This window comes from Herbaspirillum sp. 1130 (assembly GCF_017833835.1).
Classification (GTDB): domain Bacteria; phylum Pseudomonadota; class Gammaproteobacteria; order Burkholderiales; family Burkholderiaceae_D; genus Herbaspirillum; species Herbaspirillum huttiense.
This window is the reverse complement of sequence record NZ_JAFICQ010000002.1, coordinates 644,655-661,374: the sequence shown is the minus strand read 5'-3', so window position 1 is coordinate 661,374 and position 16,720 is coordinate 644,655. Positions and strand designations below refer to the sequence as shown.

Genomic DNA, 16,720 nt, shown 5'->3' with positions numbered 1-16,720 from the left:
ACACCGACAACAAGTTGCAGTCCACGGAATTCGTCCTGATCAAGCGGATTCGACCCAAGGTCTCCTGCCGGCAGGCAGGGGCAATCATTCATCAAGACCTGTTCCAAGAAAAACTGAGGAGCCTTACATCATGAAATTGAATCGCATCGCTGGTGCCTTCCTGTTCTGTAGCGCGATCGGCATCATCCCGCAGGCCAACGCGGACCAGTTGCAAGAGGTCCAGGCACGCAAGGAGTTGATCTGCGGCGTCTATGCGGATGTCGTTCCGTTCTCGTATCCCGACCCCAAGACGCGCGCGCTGGTGGGGATGGATGTGGACCTGTGCAACGCACTGGCCAAGGAAATGGGCCTCAAGCCCACGCTCAAGCCCTTGTCGGTCGAGGCGCGCATTTCGGAAGTGAAGATGGGACGCGTCGATCTGGTCATCGCCAACCTGGCCTACACCAAGACCCGCGGCGAACAGATCGAGTTCAGCAATGCCTACTACATCACCAAGGAGGTATTGCTGGTCAAGAAGGCCGACGCCGGCAAGACTCTGGCTGATTTCGAAGGCAAGCGCATCAGTGCAGCCAAGGGATCGACCTCGGAACAGTCGATCTACATGTCGGTCAAGAATGGCCAGGCCGTGACCTTCCAGGATTCCGGATCGGCCTATCTGGCCCTGCAGCAGAACAAGGTGAACGGCTTCGTCACCAACATGATGACGGCCATCCAGTATGCCCAGGAGACCAAGGGCAGTCCTAACGAACTGGCGATCCTGCGCGAACCGATGGCGCTGGAACCGATCGGAGCCGGCATGCGCAAGGGCGAGCCTGCCTTTGCGGCGGCGGTCAACAAGGGCCTGATGGCATTGGAGAGTTCGGGTGAATTCAAGAAGATCTGGGACAAGTGGCTCGGTCCGGATACCCGCTATGGCATCACCCGTACTGAAAAAATCGCACCGCTGAGCGAATTGAAGTTCCAGCCCATGCCCTGAATGTTGTCTTTGCATCCCCTGGAAGTTGCTTGAGGCAGTGTCACCTGAGTGTGGTGACTTTTCGGGGATTGGCGGCAGTTGCCAATCCCCTTTTTCTTTCCGGTCTTCGCAGGTTGCCGTTGTCACGGTGGTCTATAGCCCCCCGTCTCGCTTTATTTCCCATCTCATGTCTCCCAAGGATCTTTTTGCTGTCCTCATCGCCATCGCGGTGTGGGCGGGCAACATCATCGCCGTCAAAGCCGGTGTCGCTGAACTGCCGCCCCTGTTGATGACGGCCATGCGGCTGGCCATGGTCGGTATCGTGTTGCTGCCCTTCGCGCCGCCGTGGCGCATCGCGCGGACACAATGGAAGTGGATCGTGATGCTGTCGGCCACGTTCTCGACCTTGCATTTTTCTCTGATGTTCATCGGGCTGGGCATGGCGGAGGCGGGCACCGGTGCCATCCTGCTGCAGATGGGAACGCCACTGGCGATCGTTCTGGGCGTGCTGCTGTTCGACGAAACGATGGCACGTCGTCATTGGGTCGGTCTGGCCGTCTCGCTGTTGGGCGTGGCCATCCTTACCTTCAGCCCCTCGATGCCCGGAGCACTCGCCTCATTTCTGCTGCTGGGCAGTGCACTCGCCTGGGCGGCCTCGAACATCATCGTCAAGCACGCCCGTATCCCCGATCTGATGGCGATGATGTGCTGGTCTTCCTTGCTGGGCGTACCGCAGGTACTGCTGGCATCGTGGATGTTTGAACACGGACAGGCTCATGCCGTCATGGAGGCCAGTTGGCATGCATGGCTGGCCACGGCCTATTGTGCGTTGGGTTCATCCGTACTCGGCTACTGGATCTGGTACCGCCAGCTGGAACGCTATCCGGTGAGCAAGCTGGCGCCCTTTTCGCTGCTGACGCCTGTATTGTCCACACTTCTTGGGGTATGGCTGCTCAAAGACAGCGCCAATCTCATCAAGATCATTGGTATCTCTACGGCAGTATTGGGTGTGGGCGTATTAAACAGCACGCGGGTTGAAGGGAAACAATAGGGTTGGCCGTGCTTGGCAAACATTGATTCTTGACATGCACGCAGAATTGCTCCTCTCCGTCTGCCCCACCTTCCCTTGCCGTCCGGAGGCTGCCACACGGTCGTACCACCCTCAGTATCCCGGTTCGTTCAGCTCCGCAAAGCTTATCCCTTATCCGGTCAACGGCCTGGTGCCGATCAATCGTGAGGACGAGAACGCGCCATCAACAAAAAGGGCCGCAATGCAAATTGCGGCCCTTCTTCTCATCCCGGTCGGCAGTCTTACTTGGCCGCCTTCTTCTTGTCGCCAATGCGGCTTTCCTTGCCCGCCAGCAGATTGCCGATGTTCTTGCGATGGCGATAGATCAGCAGTGCCGCCATGGCGACCACGGCCAGCAGGATGCCATCGGTAGTGCCGAACAGCAGGCCGTAATAGAACGGTGCAAACAGCGCTGCCACCAGCGCTGCCAGCGAGGAATAACGGAAAGCGAAGGCCACCACCAGCCAGGTCGCCAGCGTGGCCAGACCGAGCCACGGGTTCAGCGCCAGCAGGATGCCCAGTGCAGTAGCCACGCCCTTGCCGCCGACGAAGCGGAAGAACACCGGCCACAGGTGACCGAGGAAGACAGCCAGTGTCACCAGCGCGATGCCGGTATCGTCCACACCATAGTGCGGACCGAATTTCTGCGCCAGCCACACCGCCAGCCAGCCCTTGAAACCGTCGCCCAGCAAGGTGAGCACAGCCGCCTTCTTGTTGCCGCTGCGCAGGACATTGGTCGCGCCCGGATTCTTTGATCCATAGGTGCGCGGATCGGACAGGCCGAACAGCTTGGACACCAGCACCGCAAAGGACAGTGAACCGATCAGGTAGGCCGCGATGGCAAAGAGGATGTTGTACATGAGGTGGGGCTTTCTGCTTTTGCTTTCTGTTGTCTCTGTTATCGGGGAGCGGCGTCAGCGCGCGTCAAGTGTCGTCAAGTTTGAGCGTGACAGTTCACGCCGCATCGGCCAGCGCACACTGCACCGCCTTGGCCGGCAACACCTTCAGGATCACCGCCGGATCGATGCCGATCAGGAAACCGCGCCGTCCGCCGTTGATGTAAATCTTGTCCAGTTCGAGGATGGTCGACTCCACATAGACCGGCATGGTCTTGCGCGTGCCGAAGGGCGAAGTACCGCCGATCAGGAAGCCCGAGTGGCGGTTGGCTACCTCCGGCTTGCACGGCTCGACCGACTTGCAGCCTATCTGGCGCGCCAGGTTCTTGGTGGAGACCTTGCAGTCGCCATGCATGAGCACCAGCAGCGGCTTGGCGGCTTCGTCCTGCATCACCAGGGTCTTGATGACCGCATGCTCATCCACGCCCAGTTCGCGCGAGGACACCGAGGTGCCGCCGTGCTCCTCGTAGGCGTAGGGATGCTCGGTAAACGCCACGCCCTGCTTGCGCAGGAATTGCGTGGCGGGAGTTTCGGAGATGTGTTCTTTCTTGGCGCTCATCGGTCTCTTCCTGACGGTACACTGACCGGCCGCACAGGCCGGCCGGGCCGTCATGGGCGCACATTATGCCGCAAGATCAGCCGCGGGGGTGATGTGCGGCATGCAGTTGCTTGAGGCGTTCGCGTGCGACGTGGGTGTAAATCTGCGTCGTGGAAATATCGGCATGGCCCAGCAGCAGCTGCACCACGCGCAGGTCGGCCCCATGGTTGAGCAGGTGCGTTGCGAAGGCATGGCGCAGCGTGTGCGGCGACAGGCGCACCGTAATACCGGCCTGCAGCGCGTATTTCTTGATGAGGGTCCAGAACATCTGGCGCGTCATCGGCCCGCCGCGTGCGGTGACGAAGAGCGCATCATCGATCTGTCCCTGCAGGATCTGGCTGCGCGCCTCGGCCAGGTAGCGCGCCATCCACGCACCGGCTTCCTCGCCGAAGGGCACCAGGCGCGTCTTGCTGCCCTTGCCGGTCACGCGCAGCACGCCTTCGTTCATGCCGACCTCGATGCTCTTCAAGGTCACCAGTTCCGAGACCCGCAAGCCGCTGGCATACATCAGCTCGATCATGGCGCGATCACGCAGGCCCAGCGGCGTGGACACATCGGGCGCGGCCAGCAGCGCTTCCACCTGCCCCTCCGACATGGTCTTGGGCAGGCGCTGCGGCTGGCGCGCCGAGCGCAGCTTCAGGCAGGGATCGGCGGTGACGTGATGTTGGCGCAGGGCCAGCTGGAAGAAGCGTTTCAATACCGCCAGGCGGCGATTGGAGGAACTGGGCTTGGTCTCATCGTGGCGCGCCGCGAAATAGGCGTTGAGATCTTCGGCCTGCGTATCGTAAAGGGCCTTGGCGCGCTCCTGATACAGCCAGTGCGCGTACAGAGTCATGTCGCGCCGATAGGCTTCCAGCGTATTTTTGGACAGGCCATCTTCCAGCCACAGGCTGTCGCAGAATTCGTCGATGGCCTCGCGGCTCACGGACGGCGCTTCGATCTTTGGTGTGGTGCGTCCCATGCGTTTTCTTCAGTATCCCGCCACGCCTTCGTGGCGCAGCAGCCAGCGCTTGACCTCCAGGTGGAAGCCATCCTCATCGTCATGATGCGAGAAGCCGCCCAGGCCGCCCGCCGCCGTCACCCGATGACAGGGAATCACCAGCGGATACCAGTTGGCCCCGCAAGCCTGACCGACCGCGCGCGGTGCGGACTGGATGCGCTTGGCGACCTGGCCATAGGTCAGCACCTGACCACAGGGAATCTCGGCAATGGCATGCCAGACGCGCTGCTGGAAGGCGCTGCCCACGTTCAGCAGCGGCAGTTCGAAACGAAAAGCGGGGTCAGCCAGGTAACGCGTGATCTGCTGCACTGCCTGCGCGGCCACGGCATCGGTGGCGTCCTTCTCGGCGTAATGCGGCGGCAGGTAAACCATCTCGACCACGGCCCCGGCCTGGGTGCGCACCCCCATGCCGCCGAAGGGCGTATGCACTACGGCGGAGAACAGGGCGGTCAGTGGAGAATCTGCTGGGGTCATCGGGAGCCGTGGCGTGGACCTGGGGCAGCTATTGTAAGCAATTCACGCGCGGGCTTGATACCATCAGGCAAAACTTGATGGAGACCGCATGAGCACCGCCCCCTTGCATACCGATCCGGACCACCTGGTCATCACCGCCCCCACGCTCAAATCCGGCATGGCCTGGGTGGAACAGTGCCTGGGCGTGTCCATGGTGCCGCGCATCGGCGGCCAGCATGTGCGGCTGGGAACGCACAATGCACTGCTGTCGCTGGGCGAAGGCTTCTACCTCGAAGTCATCACCATCGACCCCAACGCCGATGCGCCCGAGCGGCCGCGCTGGTTCGGCATGGATCATCTGGGCAAGGACGCTGCGCCCCGCCTGGCGCACTGGGTGGCCCGCACCAGCGATATCGCGGCGGCCGTGGCGGCCAGCCCCGTTTCACCGGGCGTGATCGAACCCATGAGCCGCGGTGCACTGGACTGGCTCATCACCATCGCCGCCGATGGAACATTGGCCTGCGAGGGCGTGATGCCGTCGCTGATCCAGTGGCTTAGCCAGCCGCACCCGGCCAGCGCCCTGCCCGACCGCGGATGCCGTTTGCAGCAACTGGTTCTGGAACATCCCGCCGCGCAGGATCTGCAGGCCGCATGCCGGGCCATCGGACTGGACGATGCGCGTATCGTGTTGCAGGAAGGAAAGCAGGCCAGCCTGCGTGCTGTGGTGTCAACGCCACACGGGGAGCGGGTACTGGGCTGACGGCGGCGTGCGGGAGGTAAAACATATAAACCGTATAAACGATTTATACACATCATCAGCACCACGCGACACAAAGAAAAAAGGCGCATCCGCGGATGCGCCTTCAAAATACTCCAGATGCATTCCCGACCGTTTGAACGGTTTCAATCGAATGCACGTCTCCTCAGTTTCCCGGTATTGATACCGTTTGTTATGCACCACCCGCTTTGTATTCGGTGCTGCCTCGCCACGCCCGGACCGATGTGTCGGAGGGGTCGCCGCCAAGGCAAGTACATCAACAACTCACTAGAAAAACCTAAAACAAAACTCGATTGCCAGGGCGGCAAATACAAGGTGCCGATTCAGCAAAGCACGCACTTTAGCAGCACTTTGTGCCGTCTCAAAGCACTTTTTCAGGGCAAAACCAACATACTTTTCAGCAACTTGACAGACATCTGACGAAATCGGCACCGGCCTGGTGCAAGCCAGGTAACGGCGCCGATTTCATCGTCTCATGGCGTGGTTGCGGATCAGTTGTAGATCAGGTTCGGCAGCCACAGCGACAGGCCCGGCCAGTAGGTCACCAGCGCCAGGAAACCGAGCATGGTCAGCAGCCACGGCATGACCGCAATGGTCAGTTCGGTGATGCCCATCTTGGTAATGCCCGAGGCCACGTACAGGTTCAGCCCCACCGGCGGATGGCACATCCCCACTTCCATGTTGACCACGATGAGGATGCCGAAGTGCACCGGATCGATGCCCAGCTTCATCGCCACCGGGAACAGGATCGGTGCCAGGATCAGCACGATGGACGAAGGCTCCATCACGTTACCGGCCAGCAGCAGCAGGATGTTGACCACCAGCAGGAAGGTGATCGGTCCCAGTCCCGAATCGGTGATCCATGCCGCCATCGTCTGCGGAATGTTTTCACTGGTCACCAGGAAGGAGAACAGCACCGCATTGGTGATGATGTAGAGCAGCATGGCCGACATCGACGCCGAATCCAGCAGCACCTTGGGCACCTGCTTCAGGCTCAGGTCCTTGTAGACGAAGACCGCGATGAAGAAGGCGTACACCGCCGCCATGGCCGCTGCTTCCGTAGGCGTGAAGACACCGGTGTAGATGCCGCCCATGACGATGACGATCAGGAACAGACCCCAGCCGCTCTTGCGGAACGCGGCCAGGCGTTCGGCCCAGGTCGCCTTCTTCAGACGCGGATAATTGTTCTTGCGCGCCAGGAACCAGGTGGTCAGCCCCAGCAGGAAGGCCAGCAGCAAACCCGGCACCACGCCCGCCATGAACAGTTTGCCCACAGAGGTATTGGTGGAGACCGAATACATCACCATCACGATGGAAGGCGGGATCAGGATGCCCAATGCGCCGGAGGTCGTAATCACGCCTGCACCGAAACGATTCGGGAAACCCTGCTTGACCATCGCCGGCAGGATGATGGACCCGATCGCCACCACGGTCGCGGGCGACGACCCCGACACCGCTGCGAACAGCGCGCAGGCCAGCACCCCGGCCAGCGCCAGGCCGCCATGCCAGTGGCCGACCATGGAGGTGGCGAAGTTGATCATGCGCCGCGCCACACCGCCGTGAGTGAGGAAATTGCCAGCCAGGATGAAGAACGGGATGGCCATGATCTCGAACTTCTCGATGCCCGTGAACAGCTTCAGCGCCACCGACTGGATCGGCACGTCGGTCATCGTGAACAGGAAAGTCAGGACCGTCAGGCCGAGCGAGATCGAGATGGGCATCCCGGTCAGCATCAGCCCGAACAGCAAGACGAAAATGATCAGTGCATTCATGCTTTACCTCCGCTGGTTTCTTCGTCCAGACCTTCCACGTGGGCATGGTCATGCTTGGGCAATTCGCCGGTCCGATAAAAATTCCACGCGACCTGAAGGAAACGGAAGCACATCAGGTACGACCCCAGCGGCACGGCCAGGTAGACGATCCACATCGGCAGTTCCAGCACTTCAGAAGTACTGTCGTGCTGCGCGATGTCGTAGACGAACTCGGCACCGAAGGTCCCGACGATGCCGGTAAAGAGCGCGCCGGCAAAAAGACCGAAGAGCACGAACTTGTTGCGCCACGGGGTGTTCATGCGGTTGATGAGCACATCGACGCCGACGTGGATGCCGGTGCGCACGCCATAAGCGGCGCCGAACTTGGCCATCCACACGAACATGAAGATGCACAGCTCCTGGGCCCAGCTCATGTTGATCTGGATGAGCTGGTCCTGCAGCCAGGGAATATCCAGGCCCGAGGCGTAGCGGTGTACCACCGCCACGAAAATGATGAAGGTGGCCGCGGCCATGAGGAACGCGATCAGCCACTCTTCCAGGTGGTCGAGTAACTTCATGAAGTCTCCTTGCGCCAGCAGGCCGATACCACAGCGGTATCAGCCCATGACATTGCTTGTTCGGATTGTTCTTCTCTGCAATGCGCCCGCTTCATTGCGAAGGCGGGCGCCCGTTGGAGCCAACGGATTTACTTCTGGCCCAGCGCGGCCGATTCCTTGTTGACGGCGTCGATCAGGTCCTTGCCGATGCGGCTGGCCATCTGCTGCTGTACCGGCAGCAGCGCCTTGCGCCACTCCGCTTTCTGCGCGTCGGTCAGACGGTAGACGGTGGTCTTGCCGGTCTTTTCGACGGCGGCCAGAGCAGCATCGTTTTCCTGCTGGGCGATGGCATTGGCGTACTTGGTCGCATCCTTCATGGCGCCTTCGAGCTGGGTGCGCACGTCGGAGGGCAGGCCATCCCAGAACTTCTTGTTGACGATCACCGCATAGCCGAGGTAGCCGTGATTGGAGACGGTGACGTGCTTCTGCACTTCATGCATCTTCTGGGTGTACAGGTTCGAGGGCGGGTTCTCGGTGCCATCGACCACGCCGGTCTGCAGCGCCTGGTAGACCTCGGAGAAGGCCAGCACCTGCGGGTTGGCACCCAGTGCGCGCATCTGGGCATCAAGCACCTTGGAGGACTGGATGCGCATCTTCAGGCCACGGAAGTCCGAGGGCTGATGCAGCGGCTTGTTGGCCGACATCACCTTGAAACCGTTGTCCCAATAGGCCAGGCCGGTGATGCCCTTGGGCTCCAGCTTCTTGAACAGATCCTTGCCGATCGGACCTTCGGTCACGCGGTACAGCACGTCCTTGCTGGGGAAAATGTAAGGCAGGTCGAAGACTTCGAACTCCTTCACGCCCAGCGGCCCGAACTTGGCCAGCGACGGCGCCAGCATCTGCACGGCCCCCAGTTGCAGGGCTTCCAGTTCTTCCTTGTCCTTGTACAGGGTGCTGTTGGGATAGACCTCGACCTTCACGCGGCCCTTGGTGGCTTTCTCGGCCAGTTCCTTGAAACGCTCGGCCGCCTTGCCTTTGGGCGTGTCGTTGGCCACCACGTGACTGAACTTGATGATGATGGGCTGTTGCGCGAAGGCGCTGGCCACCAGGCCGGCATTGACGACAGTCGCCGCAGCCAGCGCAAAGACGATGGACTTCAGTTTCATGCTTGTCTCCCCAATGAGATGGAAATGATTTAGTTAGTAATTTTTATGGACTAAGGCCGGTCTTGGCGGGGACCGGATTGTGCTGGCGAATTTTGCGCGGCCTCACCAAAACGGAGCAAGTGTGGTTAACCACAATGTCCCTGCCGCCCACTTCCCGCCGCGCAGGAAGCTGGCGCAAGCTTTTGGGCGCGGCTACACTGGCGGCGTCATGAAAACCGTCCCGCCGCCCCCCATCGCTCCCCAGCCCGATGCCGCCTCGCAGCTGCAGGCCTCCGGCCGCAAGACCACCATGCGCTGGCTGATCCCTTTCCTGCTGGTGTGCCTGTTCCTGGCCACGCTGATCTGGCTGCCGCGCCAGGCGCAGCAGATGGAAGCCAGCGAACGGCTGGAGCAACTGATCGCCGATTCGCTGTGGGTGGAACAGGCGATCCGCTTCCAGCTCAGCCGCGATGACGAGAGCATGCGCATCATCGGCCGCGAGATCAGCAACGGCCGCCTGCATCAGGATCATTTCCGCAGCCGCCTGAACGCCCTGCTGCGCAACAACCGCGAGTTCTATCGCGTGACCTGGTTCAACGCCGAAGGCCATCCGGTTGCTTCAACCGATGATCTTCCGATCAGCCGCAAGGACCTCTCGCAACCCTCGCTGATGACGGCTGACCGCGCGCGCCAGATGCGCCGTCCGCTCTACAGCCCGCCGGCCATCCCGCCCGGCATCGCCGAACCGATGCTGATGGACTATCACGTGCCGCTGTTCCATGACAATCACTACATCGGCAGCCTGGTGGCCAGCTATGCGGTGGCACGCATCCTCAACGAGATGGTGCCGTGGTGGTTCGCCCAGGACAATGAAATCTCGCTCACCGATACCGATGACAACGTGGTGGCGCGCCGCACCTCGGGCGGACCGGGCCTGAACGTCTACACCCATCGGCGTGAACTGGAGCTGCCGGGCTTGACGCTGGTGCTGCATACCAACAGCACCAAGAGCGCGCCCAAGCTGCTGCCCAACCTGCTGGTGGGTTCGGTGATCGTGCTCTCGCTGGGTCTGCTGTGGAGCCTGTGGGCGCTGTGGCGCGACATCAACCGGCGCACCAAGGCCGAGAAGGCCCTGCTCAACGAAGCCGTGTTCCGTGCCGCGATGGAAAATTCACTGGTCACCGGCATGCGCGCCCGCGACCTGCAGGGCCGCATCACCTACGTCAATCCGGCCTTCTGCAAGATGGTCGGCTTCGCGGCCGAAGAACTGGTCGGCAAGATCCCCCCCATGCCTTACTGGGCGCCGGAAGCGATGGATGAATACCAGGAGCGTTTCTCCAACGTGCTGGCCGGGCGCGCCACGCCGCAATTCGAGACCATCTTCCAGCGCCGCGACGGCGAGCGCTTCCCGGTGCTGATCTTCGAATCGCCGCTGGTGGACCAGGATGGGAAGCAGACTGGCTGGATGGGTTCCATCCTCGACATTTCCGAACGCAAGCGCGCCGAAGACCTCAACCGCACCCAGGAAGAAAAGCTGCAGGCCAGCGCCCGCCTGGCCAGCATGGGCGAGATCGCCTCGACCCTGGCGCACGAACTGAACCAGCCGCTGGCGGCCATCTCCAGCTATACCACCGGGGCGCTGAACATGATGCAGCAGGGCCAGGCCGATCCCAAGGCGCTGCAGCCGGCGCTGGAAAAGATCCACACCCAGGCCCAGCGCGCCGGCCACGTGATCCGCAGCGTGCACCAGTTCGTCAAGAAGCGCGAACCGGCGCGCCAGCGTCTGCAGATCCGACAGTTGGTGGACAACGTGGCCCCGCTCATCGAATTGCAGGCCCAGCAGTTCTTCGTGGTGCTGCAATGGCAGGTGCCCAAGTCGCTGCCGCCGGTGCTGGGCGACCAGGTGCTGCTGGAGCAGGTGATCCTGAACCTGACCCGCAACGGCATCCAGGCCATGGCCGCCGTGCCCTCGGCGCGCCGCATCCTGCGCGTGACCGCCGAGCTGACCCGCAATGACGATGGTGCAGAATCGGTCACGGTCTCGGTGATCGACCAGGGGCACGGGATTGCCGAGGAAGTGGCGGCGCGCCTGTTTTCTCCCTTCTTCTCGACCAAGGCCGAGGGCATGGGCATGGGCTTGAACATCTGCCGCACCACCATCGAATTCCACGGCGGCACGCTCACTTACACCGATAACCCGGCAGGCGGTACAATCTTCCGGTTTTCGCTGCCCGCCCAAAGCGGGCAGCCACAATAACGAGACGCCCCTCCCACACTGGATTCCCGCCCCGCATACCGATGCTGCACATAGTCGACGACGAAGAAATCATCCGCGATTCGCTGACCTGGCTGGCGCGCTCGCGCAATATCGCCGCCATCGGCTATGAAAGCGGTGCCGCCGTGCTGGGTGCACTGGCCCATGCCAGCGGCATCGACGCCGAGGGCGAATGCCTGCTGCTGGACGTGCGCATGCCCGGCACCAGCGGCGTGGCGCTGTTCAATGAACTCAAGACCAAGGGCCTGCTGCACCGGCGTCCGGTGATCTTCCTCACCGGCCACGGCGATGTGCCGATGGCGGTGGACATGCTCAAGAACGGTGCCTTCGATTTCTTCGAAAAGCCCTTCAACGACAACCAGTTGATGGACCGCGTGCTGGAAGCGCTGGAAAGTTCGCGCGCCGGCGGTGCCGAGGATGCCGTGCAGAGCCGCCTGGCCGCGCTGTCCGCGCGCGAGCGCGAAGTGCTGGACCTGATCCTGGCCGGCAAGATGAACAAGGTCATTGCCGATGAACTGGGCATCAGCATGCGCACCGTGGAAGTTCATCGCGCCCACATCTTCGACAAGATGAACGTCAAGACTGCCGTCGAGCTGGCACGCCTGCTGAAGTAAGCACGTGGAGATCCTCAACCTCCTGCTGCCGGACTTCAGCCTCATTGCACTGGGCCTGCTGATCCATCGCATTTCCAACTGGGGCGAAGAATTCTGGGCCGGCATGGAGAAGCTGGTCTATTTCATCCTCTTCCCTGCGCTGCTGTTTTATTCGACGGCGCGCCTGAAGGTTGATCTCTCGGTCACCGGCGGCATGGTGCAGACGGGCGTTGCGGCGCTGCTGGTGGGCATCGCGCTGACCTGGCTGGGCAAACCCTTCCTGCGCGCCACGCCCATGACCTACGAGTCGGGCATGCAATGCGCCTTTCGCTTCAATTCCTATATCGCGCTGGCACTGGCCACCCGCATGGCGGGCGAAGAAGGCGCGGGCCTGATGGCCATCCTTCTTGGTTTTGGCGTGCCCCTCTGCAATATCGCAGCCGTCCATGCGCTGGCGGCAAAAAACAGCAACCTGCTGCGCGAGCTGGCCCGCAATCCCTTGCTGGTGGCGACTGCTGGCGGGTTGACGTTTTCTGCACTAGGGCTGCATTTGCCGGAAGTGGCCAGTGTGGTGCTCTCGCGGCTGGGCGCGGCTTCCATTGCGTTGGGCCTGCTGATGGTCGGGGCCGGACTGCGGCTGTCGGGCTTGAAAGAAAGCAAGCCGGTAGTGGCCTGGTTCATCGTCATCAAGCTGGTTGCGGTGCCGCTGGCCGCTTACCTGATCGGCATGCTGCTGCAGCTGCCACCGCTGCAGTGGCGCATCGTGGTGCTGTTCTGCAGCCTGCCCACCGCCTCCAGCGCCTACATCCTCGCCGCGCGCATGGGCGGCAACGGGCCCTTCACGGCCTTCCTCATTTCGTTCGGGACGCTGCTCTCGGCATTGAGCATTCCGGTCTGGCTGGCGCTGGTGCATTGATCCTGCCGCACCAGGCCAGCCCTGCTGTCTAGCGCACCGGCTGCACCACGATGCGGTGCTCGGTGACTTTCTCGATGGCCCCGCGTGAATACAGCAGCGGGAAATACTCGCCCTTCAACCACTTGTCTGCCAGATCGCGATAGTGCGGGCTGTCGGGGTCGCCCGACTGGCCCGGCGCATTGACGGCCCAGGAATTGTCCCAGCGGCCTACATCCACCACCACGCGGAAGGAAGGCCCGTTGGTCTGGCGAAAATCATTGACGCGATAAGTCGACTGATTGGGCGAATAGGCCCCGCCATGCTTGGGCATGGGTCCGACGTTGAGCTTCTTGCGGGTCGCCTCATCCACCACATCGGCCAGCGGATGCGCCATCAGGTTGTGGTGCAGCTTGCCCCATTGCCATTGCGACGGATCCGCGCCTTGCAGCTTGGCCAGTTCGGCCCAGGCAGCACCGAGGCTGGCGAGCAGCACCTGATCGCGCCGGACGCGCGCCTGCGCAGCATCGGCGCCGAAGGCGGGTACCGGGTTTTCCAGCGTATCGAGCAGCACTGCCGTATCCGGCGCCCCCATCGCATCGGCGGCCGCCTTGGGCAGCACGGCTTCCTTGAAGGCCTTGCCCAGATGGCGCGAGAGCCAGACTTCGTACAGCGCCGGCTGCGCGGATTCGCTGCGTTCGACGTAATCCCACTGGCCCAGCATGGCCAGCGCAGCGCGGGTGTTGGCGTCACCGGAGGACAAGGGCTTGAGCAAGGCGGCCAGGCGGCGTGCGGGGATGGCCAGGTCATCGTTCTGCAGCCGCATGGAATCCTGCAGCGAGACCTTGGGCAGGCTGGCCAGCACTTCGCTGATGCGGGTAAAGCGCGAATTGTTGGTCCACTCGAATCCGAGCTTGCGCTCGCGGTAGGGATAATCGGCAGGAAGATTCATCTGGTTGGCCGAGGCAAACCAGCCCTGCGCCGGATTGTAGGACGAGGGCAACTGGTCGCCGCGCCAGAAGCCGGACCATTCATATCGCCCGTCACCCGGCACCGGTAGCAGCCCGTCCCAGTTGGGCCGCTTCGGTGCCAGCCCGCCCGGCACCCAGCCGATGTTGCCTTTGGTGTCGGCATACACCTGGTTCTCGGTCGGCGCGCCCCAGTTCAGCATGGATTGCTTGAAGTCCTTGAAATTGCGCGTGCGCATGTAGGCGATGCTGCCGAAGTAAGGCGACATGCCCGGCTCCAGCCAGCCCGACCGTACCGCGTAGGCCAGGTGTTTGGCCTGATCGACGTAGATCACCGGACCATGGCGCGTGAAACTCAGATCGGCCACGGCGGGTGCGCCGTTCTTGATGCGCACCGGTTCATGCAATACGCGCATCGATTCCCACTGCCCCTGATAGCGGTATTGCTGCGGATTGTCGGGATTGAGCTGGTAGACGTAGAGGTCTTCCTGGTCGATGTTGAAGATGGTCAACCCGAAGGCGATGCTGCCGTTGTGGCCGATGGAGATGCCCGGCAAGGCCGGTTCGCCGGCCCCGATCACGTTCATGTCCGGTGCGCTCAGGTGGGCGATGTAGCGCAGCGACGGGGCCGAATAGGCGCGATGCGGATCGTTGGCCATGATGGCGCGGCCGGTGGCCGATTTCGACGGGGCGATGACCCAGTTGTTGCTGCCCTCCATGGTCTCTTCCGGATTGACGGCCGGCTCGATGCGCACCAGCTGGGGGTCGCCTGCAGTGGTGGCGGCGTTCAGGCTCTCCCTGGTAATCCGCACGCCCTGCGTGGCCAGCGTGAAGACCTGCAGCAGGTCCTTGGGCAGGCAAGGGTCCAGGCCCTCGGGCATCCCGGCGGTCCAGGGCGGAGTCAGGCCGGAGCGGATTTCATCGGATTTCAGATCGGCCGCGCACGCCACCTTGGCGCGCGCCACTTCGCTTTGCAGGTTGCGCGTGAGGCCGTGGCTGCGGATGCGCACCACATCCTCTGCCTGCCACTTGGCCGGCAGATAGCCCAGCTGGCGGAATTCGTAAGGCAGTTTTTCCTGATGCAGGGAGACGTAATCGATATACGCATTGATGCCTTCCACGAACGCCTCCGCCACGCTTTCCGCACCGGGACCATAGGCGGCCCATTCACGCCGCATGTCGCCACGGTAGAGGAACAGCCGGGTCGCACGGTCCTGAGGCAGATAAGCGGGACCGAACACTTCGGAAAGCTGGCCCAGCCCGCGCCGACGCCACAGGTCGATCTGGAACAGGCGGTCACGCGCGGCATTGAAACCCTGCATGAAGAAGGCATCGCGCTCGCTGGCGGCATAGATGTGGGGCACGCCCCAGCGGTCGATGAGGATCTCGGCGCGTTGCTGCAGGCCGGGGATGGCGATCTTTTCGGTCGATGCGGGCTGGGCACTGGCCGCCAGCGGCAGGCTCGCAGCCAGCGCGCTGGCCAGCAGGACGGCACGATTCAGTCTGGGCATGGGGTGTCTCCTCCTTATTGGGAGGGGTCACTCTACTCCATCTGCTCCTGCGACTCCATGGACTCCATGACGGGCCAGCGCCCAGGCTACATGCTCGGCTACCAGCGCTGACGGATGATCCAGGCGCGCCCGCAAAGCCGCCACGATCTCCGCATCGCCACGGTGCGAGGGTGCATCGGCCGCATTGCCCAGCCCGACGGCCAGGTTGCGCAGCCAGCGTTCGTGGCCGATGCGGCGGATCGCGCTGCCTTCGGTGTTCTTCAGGAAGACCTCTTCACTCCAGCCGAACAGCTCGACCAGGCTCGCCCGGTCGAGGCCATGGCGCGGATCGAAGTCCGGCAGGCTGGCACGCTGGGCGAACTTGTTCCATGGGCAGTAAAGCTGGCAATCGTCGCAGCCATAGATACGGTTGCCGATCAGCGGGCGCAGGTCTTCGGGGATGCTGCCCTTGAGTTCGATGGTGAGATAGGAAATGCAGCGCCGCGCATCCAGTTCATAGGGGGCCACGATGGCCCCAGTCGGGCAGGCCGTGATGCAGGCGCTGCACTGGCCGCAGTGCGAGGTGACCGGTTCATCCACCGGCAGCGGCAGGTCGGTCAGCATCTCGCCCAGGAAGAACATCGAGCCGGCCTCCCGATGCAGCAGCAGCGTATGCTTGCCGCGCCAGCCCAATCCGGCCTTCTCGGCCAGGGCCACTTCCATGACCGGGGCCGAATCGGTGAAGACGCGGTAGCCGAAGGAACCGATGCGGCCCTCGATGCGGGTGGCCAGCTGCTGCAGGCGGGCGCGCAGGACCTTGTGGTAATCGCGGCCGCGTGCGTAGATCGAGACCTGGGCGGCCGCCGGATCGGCGCTGCGCGCCTCTTCGCGGGCACGCCAGTCAGGTTGCTCGGGCTGATCCGGATCGGCGGCGGGCGGCAGGTAGGGCATGCGCACGCTCACCACGCGCACCGTGCCCGGCACCAGTTCGGCCGGCCGTGCCCGTTTCAGGCCGTGGCTTGCCATATAATCCATCTCGCCGTGATAACCCTTGTCCAGCCAGGCCTGGAAGCCCGCCTCGCGGTGCGACAGGTCGACATCGGCGATGCGCACCTCGGCAAACCCCAGCTCCCGGCCCCAGGCCTTGATGGCGGCCGCCAGCGCCGCCAGGCCGGCGGGATCGGCGATGGCAGTGCTCCCGATCGGATCGGCGGGCGTGGGGTGAATGGACATGAGCGCTTGAACCTTCAGACTAGAACCTTGTAACGAACCATCCCGGATGACCCAGAACAGCATGAGC

General features: G+C 62.6%; 15 protein-coding genes. 6 read left to right on the top strand and 9 right to left on the bottom strand.

What is annotated here, in order from left to right:
• The first annotated feature begins 130 nt into the window (after positions 1 to 130).
• Both JOD78_RS11800 and JOD78_RS11795 read left to right on the top strand, forming a co-directional pair.
• Positions 131 to 976 carry an ABC transporter substrate-binding protein gene (locus JOD78_RS11800; protein WP_121037586.1) on the top strand — a complete coding sequence of 282 codons (846 nt, stop codon included), beginning with the start codon at positions 131 to 133 and terminating at the stop codon, positions 974 to 976.
• A gap of 166 nt (positions 977 to 1,142) precedes the next feature.
• A complete protein-coding gene (locus JOD78_RS11795) occupies positions 1,143 to 2,006 on the top strand; it encodes an EamA family transporter (protein WP_209567981.1) in 864 nt (287 codons plus the stop codon).
• Between the two features lie 260 nt (positions 2,007 to 2,266).
• On the opposite strand, the gene plsY is transcribed toward JOD78_RS11795, so the two are convergent.
• From plsY to JOD78_RS11775, 4 genes are all read right to left on the bottom strand, one after another.
• Complete coding sequence (gene plsY / locus JOD78_RS11790) at positions 2,267 to 2,884, bottom strand: glycerol-3-phosphate 1-O-acyltransferase PlsY (protein WP_039790087.1); 618 nt, start codon at positions 2,882 to 2,884, stop codon at positions 2,267 to 2,269.
• Between the two features lie 94 nt (positions 2,885 to 2,978).
• Entirely contained in the window at positions 2,979 to 3,479 is a 501-nt protein-coding gene (locus JOD78_RS11785) for an aminoacyl-tRNA deacylase (RefSeq protein ID WP_039790088.1), read from the bottom strand.
• 76 nt (positions 3,480 to 3,555) lie between these two features.
• The gene (gene xerD, locus JOD78_RS11780; protein WP_121037594.1) at positions 3,556 to 4,479 is read right to left on the bottom strand and encodes a site-specific tyrosine recombinase XerD; all 924 of its coding nucleotides are present in this window, start codon (positions 4,477 to 4,479) and stop codon (positions 3,556 to 3,558) included.
• A 9-nt stretch (positions 4,480 to 4,488) separates the two neighbouring features.
• Positions 4,489 to 4,992, bottom strand: coding sequence for a methylated-DNA--[protein]-cysteine S-methyltransferase (locus tag JOD78_RS11775; RefSeq protein WP_034334295.1), 504 nt, complete (start codon positions 4,990 to 4,992; stop codon positions 4,489 to 4,491).
• A gap of 88 nt (positions 4,993 to 5,080) precedes the next feature.
• Here JOD78_RS11775 and JOD78_RS11770 point away from each other — a divergent pair, with 88 nt between their 5' ends.
• Entirely contained in the window at positions 5,081 to 5,731 is a 651-nt protein-coding gene (locus JOD78_RS11770) for a VOC family protein (protein ID WP_121037597.1), read from the top strand.
• A 509-nt stretch (positions 5,732 to 6,240) separates the two neighbouring features.
• Here the strand turns inward: JOD78_RS11770 and JOD78_RS11765 are convergent.
• The 3 genes from JOD78_RS11765 to JOD78_RS11755 all read right to left on the bottom strand — a co-directional run bounded on the left by JOD78_RS11765 (position 6,241) and on the right by JOD78_RS11755 (position 9,223).
• Entirely contained in the window at positions 6,241 to 7,521 is a 1,281-nt protein-coding gene (locus tag JOD78_RS11765) for a TRAP transporter large permease subunit (RefSeq protein WP_209567983.1), read from the bottom strand.
• Positions 7,518 to 8,078, bottom strand: coding sequence for a TRAP transporter small permease (locus JOD78_RS11760; protein ID WP_121037603.1), 561 nt, complete (start codon positions 8,076 to 8,078; stop codon positions 7,518 to 7,520). The genes JOD78_RS11765 and JOD78_RS11760 overlap by 4 nt, the downstream gene beginning before the upstream one ends.
• A 128-nt stretch (positions 8,079 to 8,206) precedes the next feature.
• Positions 8,207 to 9,223 (bottom strand): TRAP transporter substrate-binding protein, encoded by a 1,017-nt coding sequence (locus tag JOD78_RS11755; RefSeq protein ID WP_121037606.1) that lies wholly within the window; start codon positions 9,221 to 9,223, stop codon positions 8,207 to 8,209.
• 208 nt (positions 9,224 to 9,431) lie between these two features.
• On the opposite strand from JOD78_RS11755, the gene JOD78_RS11750 reads away from it, so the two are divergent.
• From JOD78_RS11750 to JOD78_RS11740, 3 genes are read left to right on the top strand one after another with little or no spacing between them, the layout of a single operon-like run.
• Positions 9,432 to 11,459 carry a PAS domain S-box protein gene (locus tag JOD78_RS11750; RefSeq protein ID WP_039790098.1) on the top strand — a complete coding sequence of 676 codons (2,028 nt, stop codon included), beginning with the start codon at positions 9,432 to 9,434 and terminating at the stop codon, positions 11,457 to 11,459.
• Between the two features lie 41 nt (positions 11,460 to 11,500).
• The gene (locus JOD78_RS11745; RefSeq protein ID WP_034334304.1) at positions 11,501 to 12,091 is read left to right on the top strand and encodes a response regulator; all 591 of its coding nucleotides are present in this window, start codon (positions 11,501 to 11,503) and stop codon (positions 12,089 to 12,091) included.
• Positions 12,092 to 12,095: 4 nt separating this feature from the next.
• Positions 12,096 to 12,986 carry an AEC family transporter gene (locus tag JOD78_RS11740; protein WP_034334306.1) on the top strand — a complete coding sequence of 297 codons (891 nt, stop codon included), beginning with the start codon at positions 12,096 to 12,098 and terminating at the stop codon, positions 12,984 to 12,986.
• Positions 12,987 to 13,014: 28 nt separating this feature from the next.
• On the opposite strand, the gene JOD78_RS11735 is transcribed toward JOD78_RS11740, so the two are convergent.
• Complete coding sequence (locus JOD78_RS11735) at positions 13,015 to 15,441, bottom strand: penicillin acylase family protein (protein WP_209567985.1); 2,427 nt, start codon at positions 15,439 to 15,441, stop codon at positions 13,015 to 13,017.
• 27 nt (positions 15,442 to 15,468) lie between these two features.
• Positions 15,469 to 16,653 (bottom strand): tRNA epoxyqueuosine(34) reductase QueG, encoded by a 1,185-nt coding sequence (queG, locus tag JOD78_RS11730; RefSeq protein ID WP_245202091.1) that lies wholly within the window; start codon positions 16,651 to 16,653, stop codon positions 15,469 to 15,471.
• Between the last annotated feature and the right edge of the window lie 67 nt (positions 16,654 to 16,720).